This window comes from Streptococcus sp. HF-2466 (assembly GCF_015594645.1).
In the GTDB taxonomy this organism is placed as follows: domain Bacteria; phylum Bacillota; class Bacilli; order Lactobacillales; family Streptococcaceae; genus Streptococcus; species Streptococcus anginosus.
This window is the reverse complement of sequence record NZ_JADNQU010000010.1, coordinates 1-11,703: the sequence shown is the minus strand read 5'-3', so window position 1 is coordinate 11,703 and position 11,703 is coordinate 1. Positions and strand designations below refer to the sequence as shown.

Annotated in this window: 15 protein-coding genes; all 15 read left to right on the top strand. The window is 39.3% G+C overall.

The features are described 5' to 3' along the window. Positions 1 to 39 precede the first annotated feature (39 nt). Entirely contained in the window at positions 40 to 327 is a 288-nt protein-coding gene (locus IYQ91_RS07970; RefSeq protein WP_195673549.1) for a DUF4651 domain-containing protein, read from the top strand. After that, complete coding sequence (locus tag IYQ91_RS07965) at positions 324 to 641, top strand: thioredoxin family protein (protein ID WP_195673548.1); 318 nt, start codon at positions 324 to 326, stop codon at positions 639 to 641. The genes IYQ91_RS07970 and IYQ91_RS07965 overlap by 4 nt, the downstream gene beginning before the upstream one ends. A 16-nt stretch (positions 642 to 657) precedes the next feature. Next, positions 658 to 1,284, top strand: coding sequence for a YtpR family tRNA-binding protein (gene ytpR / locus IYQ91_RS07960; RefSeq protein WP_106383917.1), 627 nt, complete (start codon positions 658 to 660; stop codon positions 1,282 to 1,284). Positions 1,285 to 1,363: 79 nt separating this feature from the next. Next, positions 1,364 to 1,759, top strand: coding sequence for a single-stranded DNA-binding protein (locus tag IYQ91_RS07955; RefSeq protein WP_195673547.1), 396 nt, complete (start codon positions 1,364 to 1,366; stop codon positions 1,757 to 1,759). Between the two features lie 295 nt (positions 1,760 to 2,054). Then, positions 2,055 to 3,041: a sugar ABC transporter substrate-binding protein gene (locus tag IYQ91_RS07950; protein ID WP_195673546.1), complete on the top strand. Its 987-nt coding sequence runs from the start codon at positions 2,055 to 2,057 to the stop codon at positions 3,039 to 3,041. Further along, positions 3,041 to 4,354 (top strand): sensor histidine kinase, encoded by a 1,314-nt coding sequence (locus IYQ91_RS07945; RefSeq protein ID WP_195673545.1) that lies wholly within the window; start codon positions 3,041 to 3,043, stop codon positions 4,352 to 4,354. The genes IYQ91_RS07950 and IYQ91_RS07945 overlap by 1 nt, the downstream gene beginning before the upstream one ends. Next, positions 4,347 to 5,030, top strand: coding sequence for a response regulator transcription factor (locus tag IYQ91_RS07940; RefSeq protein WP_151379934.1), 684 nt, complete (start codon positions 4,347 to 4,349; stop codon positions 5,028 to 5,030). The genes IYQ91_RS07945 and IYQ91_RS07940 overlap by 8 nt, the downstream gene beginning before the upstream one ends. After that, positions 5,027 to 6,313, top strand: coding sequence for an ABC transporter substrate-binding protein (locus IYQ91_RS07935; RefSeq protein WP_195673544.1), 1,287 nt, complete (start codon positions 5,027 to 5,029; stop codon positions 6,311 to 6,313). The genes IYQ91_RS07940 and IYQ91_RS07935 overlap by 4 nt, the downstream gene beginning before the upstream one ends. A 198-nt stretch (positions 6,314 to 6,511) precedes the next feature. Beyond that, a complete protein-coding gene (locus tag IYQ91_RS07930) occupies positions 6,512 to 6,946 on the top strand; it encodes a PTS sugar transporter subunit IIA (protein ID WP_049516995.1) in 435 nt (144 codons plus the stop codon). Between the two features lie 24 nt (positions 6,947 to 6,970). Continuing rightward, positions 6,971 to 7,465, top strand: coding sequence for a PTS system mannose/fructose/N-acetylgalactosamine-transporter subunit IIB (locus IYQ91_RS07925; protein ID WP_049513158.1), 495 nt, complete (start codon positions 6,971 to 6,973; stop codon positions 7,463 to 7,465). A gap of 32 nt (positions 7,466 to 7,497) precedes the next feature. Next, on the top strand, positions 7,498 to 8,349 hold the full coding sequence (locus IYQ91_RS07920; RefSeq protein WP_126466456.1) for a PTS mannose/fructose/sorbose/N-acetylgalactosamine transporter subunit IIC: 852 nt from the start codon (positions 7,498 to 7,500) through the stop codon (positions 8,347 to 8,349). A gap of 1 nt (position 8,350) precedes the next feature. Next, entirely contained in the window at positions 8,351 to 9,181 is an 831-nt protein-coding gene (locus IYQ91_RS07915; protein ID WP_021001249.1) for a PTS system mannose/fructose/sorbose family transporter subunit IID, read from the top strand. A gap of 13 nt (positions 9,182 to 9,194) precedes the next feature. Next, positions 9,195 to 9,485, top strand: coding sequence for a PTS fructose transporter subunit IA (locus tag IYQ91_RS07910; protein ID WP_106383925.1), 291 nt, complete (start codon positions 9,195 to 9,197; stop codon positions 9,483 to 9,485). Between the two features lie 144 nt (positions 9,486 to 9,629). Then, entirely contained in the window at positions 9,630 to 9,911 is a 282-nt protein-coding gene (gene groES, locus IYQ91_RS07905; RefSeq protein ID WP_003030877.1) for a co-chaperone GroES, read from the top strand. 31 nt (positions 9,912 to 9,942) lie between these two features. Beyond that, positions 9,943 to 11,565 (top strand): chaperonin GroEL, encoded by a 1,623-nt coding sequence (gene groL, locus IYQ91_RS07900; protein ID WP_003026907.1) that lies wholly within the window; start codon positions 9,943 to 9,945, stop codon positions 11,563 to 11,565. Positions 11,566 to 11,703 lie beyond the last annotated feature (138 nt).

Sequence of the window (11,703 nt, the reverse complement as noted above, 5' to 3'; positions counted from 1 at the left end):
CGATTTGTCCCAATTTATCTTTTGTGTTAAAATATTGTCATGAAAGCTAAAAAGATTCTATTAACAACGGCTGCACTTGCGGGAGTAGGGATTGCAGCTTATGCGACTAAAAAAACGTTGGACGAACGAAAAGAAGCTGAGTGGCGTGAGCAATTAGTTGCTGAAATTCGGAAAAGTTTGTCTGAGCTAGGCGATATTGCCACACTATATGTGCAATTATACAAGTCAGATGAGCATCAATTGGTTGGTGGTGTAGTGTATGAAGATGCTCGGCACATCACATTTGTATATGAAAATGGGGAATTGACCTATGAGGAAGAACAATGATTATTCCAGCAAATATAGAAGAATTGGCATCATTTGTGAAACGCGAAGGAAAGACTGTGTTCTTTTTCACAGCCGAGTGGTGTGGAGATTGTCGTTTTATTAAACCTTTTTTGCCTGAGATTGAAGCAGAAAATCCTGATTTTACCTTTGTTGAGGTCAATCGTGACGATTATATGGAAGTTGCCAAAAAGTGGGATGTGTATGGGATTCCTAGCCTAGTAGTCCTAGAAAATGGACAAGAAATTGGTCGTTTTGTTAATCGCGAGCGAAAAACGAAGACGCAAATCAATGAATTTTTAGCCCAGTTAAACTGAACATATAGGAGAAATAATGATTTTTACATATAATAAAGAGCACGTTGGAGACGTGCTGATGGTGATTGTTGCAGACGGTCAAGGAGTTAAGTTAGCTGCTGAGCGCAAGGGAAACGTAGCGCGTATTTATCGTTTGGACAATGGAGAAACAGTTGCTTGGAATATTTTTCAGGTTTCTAATCTTTTTAATATTACCGAACGTGGGCAAGTTTTTCTGACAGATGAAGAAATTTCAATTCTGAATCAAGAATTAAGCCAAGCAGGTTTTGAACCAGAATTAGTCAATGATCTTTCCCCAAAATTTGTAGTAGGTGAAATTGTGAAAATGGTAGCTCATCCAGATAGTGATCACCTTAATATTTGTCAAGTAAAAGTAGCAGCAGATAAAGTGGTTCAAATCATAGCAGGTGCGCCTAATGCTAAAGTAGGTCTCAAGACGATTGTGGCGCTTCCGGGTGCTATGATGCCAAAAGGAAACTTGATTTTCCCTGGTGAGCTGCGTGGAGAAAAGAGTTTTGGTATGATGTGCAGCCCTCGTGAATTACAATTGCCCAATGCTCCGCAAAAACGTGGGATTATTGAATTAGCAAGTTCAGAAGTGGTAGGAACAGCATTTGATCCAACTAAGCATTGGCAAGGGTAAAATAGAAATTAAGTTTTAATCGTGAATTTTCACGATTTTTTCTTTTCTCTTACGAATAAATAGTTAGGAGGAAAAGAAAATGTATAATAAAGTAATTTTAATTGGTCGCTTGGTGAATACACCAGAGTTAAACAAAACAGCTAATGATAAATCTGTGGCGCGTGCAACCCTTGCTGTCAATCGTCGCTACAAAGGGCAAAATGGTGAACGAGAAGCGGACTTTGTAAATGTCGTTGTCTGGGGTAAGTTAGCCGAAACTTTGGCAAGTTATGCAAGTAAAGGCAGCTTGATTTCGCTAGACGGTGAACTTCGCACTCGCCGCTATGAGAAGGACAATGTTACCCACTATGTCACAGAAGTACTTTGCAACGGCTTCCAGCTATTAGAAAGTCGTGCACAGCGAGCTCTTCGTGAAAATAATGCAGGTGTAGACTTGGCAGATTTGCTTCTGGAAGAAGAGGAATTGCCATTTTAATAAAGATAAGCTAGGCTGGATAAAATTCAGTCTATTTGTCTCTAGTCAGCGAAAAAGTCAACATTTTATGCTTTCAACAAAGTACGAATAACATGCGCAAGATAGAAGTCAACAGTCTGAGAAGGTGTTGTATTTGATTTCAACTTGAGTTTAAAAACAAGGAAGTTAGGGGGATTTTTCAAGTTTTCACACTTCTTTTTTTTGGCGAGGTTTTGCTTTTTTGTATAAATATAATATAATAAACCTAGATAAAACAAAGTTTTCTGTTTAAGATTGCTGTTGATAAGGAGAAAAAATGGGAGCAGGTAAAGGAAAAAAGCAATATCGCTATTATCGTAAATATCTATTATTTTTTCTGTTTGTCTTCGTCTTGGCTGGCTTAGTTTTCCTCTATGTAAAAGGGAATTCATCAGATAGCAAGCAGGTCAAGATAGGAGTGACCTATATGACGATGAACAATGATTTTTATAAAACCTTGAATGCTGAAATTGAGAAAAAAACCAATCAGCAGGGAAGTCGACTTTATGTGCGGGACCCAGAATTAGACGAAGATAAGCAAAGTCAGCAGATTGATTATTTTGTTCAAGAAAAAGTGAATGTGATTGTTATAAATCCGGTTAAGAGTGACAGTCCAAAGATTCTGACTTCTTTAAATAAAGCCAGAAAAGCGGGAATCAAGATCATTGTCGTGGATGCACCTGTTAGCAAAGATGCTAAAGTTGATACTACTATTGTGTCAGACAATTATCAGGCTGGTGTGTTGATAGCTAAAGACATGATGAAACGTTTGTCTAGTGCGAATATTTTGCTGTTGGAGCACCATAACGCAGTATCTGCTATGGATCGGATTCAAGGATTTTTAGATACGATTAAAGGGTATCCTGCTTATCAGGTAGTTTCTAAGCGGGAAACATTGGGGCAGACGGAAGAAAGTATGCCACAAGTAAAAAAAGCATTGAACGAAGGAATGCAATTTAATGTGGTCATGTCTTTAAATGATCGTGCTGCAATCGGAGCTCTCGCAGCCATAAAAGATCAAGGTGTGACAGACAAGATTGCAATTTATGGCGTAGATGGCTCGCCTGATATTAAGAATTTCCTTGCCAATACCAATGATATTCAAGGAACGGTTGCCCAGTCTCCAATTCAAATGGGCAGAAAGGTGACAGAAGTGATTGAGCGCATGATGAAGCATCAATCTTACAAAAAGGAGTACCTGATTCCTGTTCATTTGGTGAATAAAGATAACATCGGGCAATATACAATTACAGGGTGGCAATAATGAGACGAAATAAAAGTATTTTTTATAGCAAAATTGCTTTAATGGTCATCAATTTTATTGCCATTGTTTATAATGCCTCTATTTATCTTTTTGCGACGAATTACGTGGTCGCAAGAGGTTATGCTCATTCACTATTGGGGCGTTTGGATGCTATCCCAGGCTCGCCGAGCTTTAGTTTTTGGATGTCGATTGCCTTTTATGCTTGCTTATTATTGGTTTTTTATTACCGTGAGAAGCATCCAAATCAGCTATCTGTTTATGATAAAGTAACTATTATTGAGATTTTGCTGATGTTAGTTATCTTTTCTGTCTTGCATTCTTCTTATAATGGTCTGATTCTCTTAGTTTTTGCAGATATTTTTTATGGTTCCAAAGAATTTAACACCTCAAAAGATCGGAAATACTGGTTTTCCTTTATCATTTTGAGTTTTACCATGTTGCTCTTATCCAACTATGATTTAATGTCGCTTTTTGTCAAATTGCCTTCGTTAGATACTTATATTCGCTTTTGTCCAGAATCGATTCGCATGGCACTCCTTTTTGGAAAGAATTTTCTCTTTTCACTAAATCTGGTTGTGTTTATGATTTCTTTGCTCTTTTATATTTTATCTGCAATGACCGAAAAGCACCATATTGAAGAAGAACTGCGGATGGCGGCACAAGCCAATCGCGAGTTGAATAGTTATTTAGCCTTATCTGAAAAAATTGCGGAAGACCGTGAAAGAAAACGGATTGCCAGAGAAATCCATGATACATTAGGGCATGCTTTGACAGGAATTTCAGCTGGGATTGATGCGGTTAAAGTACTGGTGGATATTGACAAAAATCGTGCTAAGGAGCAGTTGGAAAATGTTTCTGTGGTTGTGCGAGACGGTATCCGCGATGTGCGAGGCTCGCTCAATAAAATGCGTCCCGGCGCTCTAGAAAACAATAGTTTAAAAGAAGCACTGCTTAAAATTATTCGAGAGTACGAAGCCATTTCTAATTTAGAAATTCATTTTCTCTATGAATGGGACACGATTGATCTGGATGTTGCAAAAGAAGATATTGTCTTTCGGGTGATTCAAGAATCCATTACAAATTCGGTGCGGCATGGACACGCCAAGACGATTTGGATTGAATTATTGGAAAAAGAAAATTATATCATGACCATTCAAGATGACGGGGTCGGCTTTGACGAGCTTCACTATGGTTATGGTCTCAAACAAATGCAGGAGCGTTTGGCGATTATTGGTGGGAGTGTTCATTTTGAAAATCGCAACGGTTTCTATACTCATATTGAAATTCCGAAAATAGGAGGAAAAAATGATTAAAGTTTTAATAGCAGATGATCAAGCCTTGATTCGTGAGTCTTTACAGATTATTTTATCAGCTCATGCAGATATTGAAGTGGTGGGAACAGTCGGTGACGGCAAGGAAGTGCTCGAAAAACTTCACCATGTACATCCAGATGTGATTTTAATGGACATTCGAATGCCTGTTATGGACGGTGTTCTCTGTACAAAGGCAGTCAAAGAACACTATCCAGATATCAAAATTATTATTCTAACAACTTTCGATGACGATGATTTCATTTTTTCAGCATTGAAATACGGAGCTTCTGGTTACATTTTAAAAGGAGTTTCTACTGACGAACTGCACCAAGCCATTCAAACGGTTCACAAAGGCGGTGCTATGATTAACCCCAACATTGCTACCAAAGTGTTTAAAATTTTTTCACAAATGGCGCAGTCCAATTTTGCTATTTCTGTTGCGGAAGAAAATGTGGAAGACATGAGTCAGACTGAGTGGAAGATTATTCAGCAGATTGGTTTTGGAGTTTCAAACAAGGAAATTGCAGCGAAGTTATTCTTGTCTGAAGGGACAGTGCGGAATTACTTGTCAGGCATTCTGACGAAATTAAATTTGCGAGATCGCACGCAATTAGCTATTTGGGCTGTGCAGACAGGTGTTACCCAACGTGATTTTAGTAAGGACAATGACAAATGAAGTGGCGGATGAGGTATTTGACGATGTTCATCTCGGCTCTCCTTTTAGTGACCCTTAGCTTTGTTTTATGGACTTCCAATCAAAAAAAGATTTTGCGAATTGGAGTGTATGCAGGCAGTAGCTGGGACGTTCCGAATAGTCGTGAGAATAGAGTGTTAGACAATATTATTCACCAATTTGAAAAGTCACATCCCAACGTCAAAGTTGTCTATGAGAGCGGCATTCCTAAAAAGGACTATGATAATTGGCTAGCAGAAAAGATTCTAAAAGGTGAACAACCAGATATATTTATGGTGCCTGAAAATGATTTTTCTATGTTAGCGGCTTCTGGAGCATTCAAATCCCTAGACTCTTTGCTTAGTAAAGAAGAAGTTGAAGCTTACTATCCAGTTGCCTACCAAGCCGGGCAATATCAGGGGCACAGTTATGCTTTGCCGATTGAAAGCAATCCTATCATGATGTGTGTCAATAAGGATTTGTTGGAAAAAGAAGGTATTTCAATTCCTGACTCCAATTGGACTTTAGAGGATTTATATGCGATTTGTCAAAAAGTAACAAAGGATACAGATGGTGACGGTCTGATTGACCAGTATGGCATTACGGATTATACTTGGAAGCAAGCCTTGGTGGCGTATAACGGGCATTTAAGAAATCAAAATGGTGTTAATATTGATAGTGTCGAAATGCATCAGGCACTCTCCTTTATCAGTAAATTGGATTCATTAAATCAACGGTACAAGGTAACGTCAAATGATTTTGATGAAGGTAAGGTCGCCTTTTATCCAATGAGTTTGGCTCAATATCGAACCTACAAACCCTATCCCTACCATGTGGCAAAATATTCTAGATTTTCTTGGACCTGCATTCCTATGCCGGCCGCTAAAGCGGGCATTCCTGCGACCCAAGTGAAAACATCTCTTTTTGCTATGTCTTCAAAGACAAAACAGGACAAATTAGCTTGGGAGTTTATGAAATTGCTGTGTCAAAATCATAAAAATCAGCAAGAGCTATTTGCAAAATCACAAGGGACCTCTGTCTTGACTTCCGTAGTTAAAAGCAGTCAGACGAAAAAGATTTTACAGGCAGATGACTTTGGACTGGATTCGCTGACATCGCAACGACTGGATCATATGATGAAGCATTCGGTGTTAGATATTAGCAGAGACTTGGATTATCATTCTTTGGAACGACTGGATTATTTACTAGGAAATGCTCTCAAAAACAATGAAATAGACAGTATCTTACCAAGTATTCAAAGGGAAATGGAAGAAACAGGCAAATAGAGGTTTAACGAAGAATAAATATCAAAATAGTCAGATGAGAGATTTTTGAGCTCAAAGCTGGCTATTTTTCTTTTTGAAAACTATATGACATTTGTCATATTTTAACTAACAAATGTCATCTTTACAAAGTGACATTTGACAATGTGAAACCGGTTTCAGATTTAGTAAAATAAAGACAGAAATGAAGGAGGAAAGAACATGAAATATCTAGTACTAGTCAGTCATGGTGGACTAGCAGAAGGCGTGCAAAGCTCATTGAGGATGTTCGCTGGGGATAAGACCGACCAAGTTATTGCAGTAGGTCTAAAAGAAGGCAAGTCTGTTGAAGATTTCGCTCTTGACTTTCGTCAAGCGTTAGCAAATCTGGGAACAGAAGATACGGTTTTGGTGTTGGCAGACATTGTCGGAGGAAGCCCTTTGACGACAGCTTGCAATGTTTTATCAGAACTTGGCAAGTTAAACACTGCAGTCGTACTTGGTGGTCTCAATTTGACAATGGCACTCACAGGCTTAGTGATGAAAGATATGTTGGAAGGAAAAGAATTGGCACAAGCCATTCTCTCAGAAGCATCCGCAGCGCTGCAAGAATTTGATGTAGTTGCTAGTGATGAAGAGGATGAAGACGATATTTAAAAAAGATTAAAAAGGAGATTTATCATGACAATTTCATTTGTACGTATTGATGACCGTATGATTCACGGTCAAACAGTAACTCGTTGGGCAAAAGAATATCCTTGTGACGGCTTAGTTGCTGTCAATAATGCTGCAGCAGGAAATACAGTTTTGAAACAAGCCTATAAAGCAGCTTCTGATAAAAAAACATTTGTTTGGACAAAAGAAGCATGGAAAGAAAAATCACAAAAGGTATTGGATTCCGATAGTCGCTATTTCTTGATTACTAAAAATCCAATTGATATGAAAGAAATACTAGTTGATCAAGGTTTTGTGCCTAGTGATATCAAAGAAATCATCGTTGGTCCAGCCAATGACCGTCCAGGAGCTATTAAATTAGGAAACAACCAATCCATCACACAAGAGGAAGCGGAAGCACTTGAAGCGATTCAAAAAGCTGGCTATAAAGTGAAATTCCAACTCTTGCCAGATGTGTCTATTGGCTACTGGGACGATTTCAAATCTAAATTTGGTTTTTAACAAAATATAATAAGCATTAAGGAGGCTTTATTATGACAATTTCGTGGTTTCAAGCCGCTTTACTAGGGTTATTTGCCTGTCTATCATCTATGCCTGGTCTAGGTGGTACTTCCATTGGTAACTATACTCTTGGGCGCCCGCTTGTAGGTGGTTTAGTTTCAGGACTGATCTTAGGAGATGTGAAATTAGGTATTATCTGTGGGGTTGCTATGCAACTCGTTTATATCGCTTTGGTAACACCTGGTGGTACGGTTTCAGCTGACGTGCGTGCGGTTTCTTATATTGGGATTCCTCTGGCAATGGTTGCCATTCAATCGCAAGGACTATCACTTGACTCTGCAGACGCTGCTAACTTGGCTAAATCAATGGGAACACTCGTTGGTACAGTCGGTACAGTTCTTTTCTATGGTACCGCTACTATGAACTTGCTTTGGCAACATATTGGTTGGAAAGCTGTTGAAAAAGGTGAATTTAAACGCCTGTACATGGTAGACTGGGGCTTCCCTTGGATTTCACACTTGGTATTCTCATTCTTGCCAACCCTCATTATGTGTAAATTGGGTGCAGATGCAGTTACGGCCTTGAAAACGGCACTTCCATTGGACGGTATTCCAATGAAAACCCTCTTTACAGTCGGTTCTCTCCTTCCATGTGTCGGAATTGCAATCCTCTTGAAACAAATTGTTGAAAAAGCTGTCGATTTCATTCCATTCTTTGTTGGATTTACTTTAGCAGCTTCACTAGGACTTAACCTTGTATCTTGTGCAGTAATTTCATTGATTTTCGCAGTATTATTCTATGAAATTCAAATGGCTAAAAATGTAAGAGCACAAGCAGCTTCAAGTGCAAGTTTTGATGATGACGACGATGAGGAGGATATTTAAAATGGTTAAATTAACGAAAAAAACATTAGGAAAATCTTTCCATCATTGGTATTATGGGAACTTAACTTGCTTCTCACAAGAACACATGCAAACCTTTGGTTACCTAGCTTCAATGCTGCCAATCGTGGAAGAATTATATTCTAAAAAAGAAGATCAAGCAAAAGCAATGCACACCTACACAGCATTCTTCAACACAGAACCTCAATTAGGTGCTTTGATTGTAGGGATTACAGCTGGTCTAGAAGAGGCGCGTGCTAACGGTGCTGATGGAGTAGACGACGAAACGATTAACGGTCTTCGTGCGGGGCTGATGGGACCTGTTGCAGGGATTGGTGATTCACTGATTGTTGGTACCTTGATTCCGATTATACTAGGTATTGCTCTTGGTTTGTCAAATGGTGGTTCGCCACTTGGTGCAATTTTCTATATCGTTGTTTGGAACTTGCTCGCTTACTTCGGTATGAAATTTGCCTACTTTAAAGGCTATGAACTTGGTGACAAAGCAGTTGAATTTCTTGTCGGACCTCAAGGACAAGCTATCCGTAAGTCTGTTTCTATCATTGGTGGTATGGTTATCGGTGCTGTTGCAGCGACATGGGTACCTGTTAAGACAGCTTTCAAATTGAAAGACTCTTCAGGAAAAGCTTTCTTGGTACTACAAGATCAATTAGACGGTGTCTATCCAGGTCTATTGACAGCTTTGTTTATCGTCTTTTGCTGGTGGTTGATGGCGAAGAAAAACCTTTCACCAATTAAAGTAATGTTGCTTCTCGTTGTAGTAGCTTTCCTTGGTGTATTGGTTGGCTTCTTCAACCCAGGATTGAAATACTAAATAGGAGAAAAATATGACAGAACAAGAATTGATTCAAGGATATGAAACGGAAATTCAATACCAAAAACACATGATTGAAAATCTAGGGCGTTGGTTTAGTCTCTTCTTTACTATTGCTAGTATCGGTCTTGTTCTAATCTATTTCTTCCGTCAAACCAATCTCATTGCCTTTGTTCTTGGAATAATCCTAGCAGTGTTGGGAATATTAGCCATGCTTGTCTTTGGTTATGGTATTTACAAAGGACGACTGAATCTTCAAAGAGTCATTGATGATTTTGAAGAAAAATTAAGATTGGTTCGATAAAAATTTATTTGCTTTCCCCCTAAAAACTTTGTCGTTTGACAGAGTTTTTTTCTTGACTATTTCTGACCAAGTGATACAATAGAAAATGTAAATATTAGCACTCGCACTTGTAGAGTGCTAAAACAAGATATTGGAGGTAAACAAATGCTTAAACCATTAGGCGACCGTGTGGTCTTAAAAGTAGAAGAAAAAGAACAAAAAGTTGGTGGTTTTGTCATTGCAGGTGCAGGACAAGACGCAACAAAGACAGCAAAAGTTGTAGCTGCCGGGGATGGAATTCGTACACTCAACGGTGAACTCGTTGCGCCAAGCGTAAAAGCTGGTGATACCGTTCTCGTTGAAAGCCATGCGGGAATTGAAGTTAAAGACGGCGAAGAAAAGTACCTCGTTGTCAATGAAGCAAATATTTTAGCGATTGTTGAATAAATAAAAATTTATAGAAAGAGGAATTGTAAAAATGGCAAAAGATATTAAATTTTCAGCAGATGCAAGAAGCGCCATGGTGCGTGGCGTCGATATTTTGGCAGATACCGTTAAAGTAACCTTAGGCCCTAAAGGACGCAATGTTGTTCTTGAAAAATCATTTGGCTCACCACTCATCACAAACGACGGTGTAACCATTGCAAAAGAAATCGAACTCGAAGATCATTTTGAAAATATGGGAGCTAAGTTGGTGTCAGAAGTTGCTTCAAAAACCAATGATATTGCTGGTGACGGAACAACCACTGCGACTGTCTTGACGCAAGCAATTGTCCGCGAAGGAATCAAAAATGTAACTGCTGGTGCAAACCCAATTGGCATTCGTCGTGGTATTGAAACAGCTGTTGCAACAGCTGTTGAAGCCTTAAAAGCAAATTCTGTTCCGGTTTCTAATAAAGAAGCGATTGCGCAAGTTGCGGCTGTCTCATCACGTTCTGAAAAAGTCGGAGAATACATCTCTGAAGCTATGGAAAAAGTTGGCAATGACGGTGTTATTACTATTGAAGAATCAAAAGGTATGGAAACGGAGCTAGATGTGGTTGAAGGAATGCAATTTGACCGCGGTTACCTTTCCCAATACATGGTGACAGACAATGAAAAAATGGTTGCTGACTTAGATAATCCATATATCTTGATTACAGATAAGAAGATTTCTAATATCCAAGAAATTCTTCCTTTGCTGGAAAATATTTTGAAAACAAGCCGTCCGCTTTTGATTATCGCAGATGATGTAGACGGTGAAGCTCTTCCAACTCTTGTGTTGAATAAAATCCGCGGTACTTTCAATGTAGTCGCTGTGAAGGCACCAGGATTTGGTGACCGTCGTAAAGCAATGTTAGAAGATATTGCTATCTTGACTGGTGGTACAGTAATTACAGAAGATCTTGGTCTGGAATTGAAAGATGCAACGATTGAAGCGCTTGGACAAGCCTCAAAAGTGACTGTGGACAAAGATAGCACTGTTATCGTTGAAGGCTCTGGTGATGCCGAAGCGATTGCCAACCGTGTGGCTGTTATCAAATCCCAAATCGAAAGTTCTACGTCTGACTTTGACCGTGAAAAGCTCCAAGAACGCTTAGCGAAATTGTCAGGCGGTGTGGCTGTCATCAAAGTTGGTGCTGCAACAGAAACAGAACTTAAAGAAATGAAACTCCGCATCGAAGATGCCCTCAATGCAACTCGCGCAGCTGTAGAAGAAGGAATTGTTTCAGGTGGTGGAACAGCCTTTGTCAATGTTTTAAGTGCCGTTGAAGCGCTAGACTTGTCAGGTGACGAAGCAACTGGTCGCAACATCGTTCTTCGTGCGTTAGAAGAACCTGTTCGCCAAATCGCTTTGAATGCAGGATTTGAAGGTTCTATCGTTATTGACCGCTTGAAAAATTCGGAAGCTGGAACTGGTTTTAATGCCGCTACCGGTGAATGGGTGAACATGATTGATGCTGGGATTATTGACCCAGTCAAGGTTACTCGTTCTGCCCTTCAAAATGCAGCTTCAGTAGCGAGCCTCATCTTAACAACTGAAGCAGTTGTTGCTAACCAACCAGAACCAGCCAGTCCAACTCCAGCAATGGATCCAAGTATGATGGGCGGGATGATGTAATATATAACTAAGAGTCTGAGACAAAATAGTTCTCAGTCACAAAAAAGCTAGAGATTCCCAATTATGGAACTCTAGCTTTTTAAGTTTGAGTCGTTCTCTTATTGTATTTAAGGAGATTATTGGCCATGAGCACTAAAC

Excerpts from the sequence above, each read along its gene's own strand:
- IYQ91_RS07970 (WP_195673549.1), top strand. The coding sequence starts at position 40 with ATGAAAGCTAAAAAGATTCTATTAACAACGGCTGCACTTGCGGGAGTA.
- IYQ91_RS07965 (WP_195673548.1), top strand. The coding sequence starts at position 324 with ATGATTATTCCAGCAAATATAGAAGAATTGGCATCATTTGTGAAACGC.
- ytpR (WP_106383917.1), top strand. The coding sequence starts at position 658 with ATGATTTTTACATATAATAAAGAGCACGTTGGAGACGTGCTGATGGTG.
- IYQ91_RS07955 (WP_195673547.1), top strand. The coding sequence starts at position 1,364 with ATGTATAATAAAGTAATTTTAATTGGTCGCTTGGTGAATACACCAGAG.
- IYQ91_RS07950 (WP_195673546.1), top strand. The coding sequence starts at position 2,055 with ATGGGAGCAGGTAAAGGAAAAAAGCAATATCGCTATTATCGTAAATAT.
- IYQ91_RS07945 (WP_195673545.1), top strand. The coding sequence starts at position 3,041 with ATGAGACGAAATAAAAGTATTTTTTATAGCAAAATTGCTTTAATGGTC.
- IYQ91_RS07940 (WP_151379934.1), top strand. The coding sequence starts at position 4,347 with ATGATTAAAGTTTTAATAGCAGATGATCAAGCCTTGATTCGTGAGTCT.
- IYQ91_RS07935 (WP_195673544.1), top strand. The coding sequence starts at position 5,027 with ATGAAGTGGCGGATGAGGTATTTGACGATGTTCATCTCGGCTCTCCTT.
- IYQ91_RS07930 (WP_049516995.1), top strand. The coding sequence starts at position 6,512 with ATGAAATATCTAGTACTAGTCAGTCATGGTGGACTAGCAGAAGGCGTG.
- IYQ91_RS07925 (WP_049513158.1), top strand. The coding sequence starts at position 6,971 with ATGACAATTTCATTTGTACGTATTGATGACCGTATGATTCACGGTCAA.
- IYQ91_RS07920 (WP_126466456.1), top strand. The coding sequence starts at position 7,498 with ATGACAATTTCGTGGTTTCAAGCCGCTTTACTAGGGTTATTTGCCTGT.
- IYQ91_RS07915 (WP_021001249.1), top strand. The coding sequence starts at position 8,351 with ATGGTTAAATTAACGAAAAAAACATTAGGAAAATCTTTCCATCATTGG.
- IYQ91_RS07910 (WP_106383925.1), top strand. The coding sequence starts at position 9,195 with ATGACAGAACAAGAATTGATTCAAGGATATGAAACGGAAATTCAATAC.
- groES (WP_003030877.1), top strand. The coding sequence starts at position 9,630 with ATGCTTAAACCATTAGGCGACCGTGTGGTCTTAAAAGTAGAAGAAAAA.
- groL (WP_003026907.1), top strand. The coding sequence starts at position 9,943 with ATGGCAAAAGATATTAAATTTTCAGCAGATGCAAGAAGCGCCATGGTG.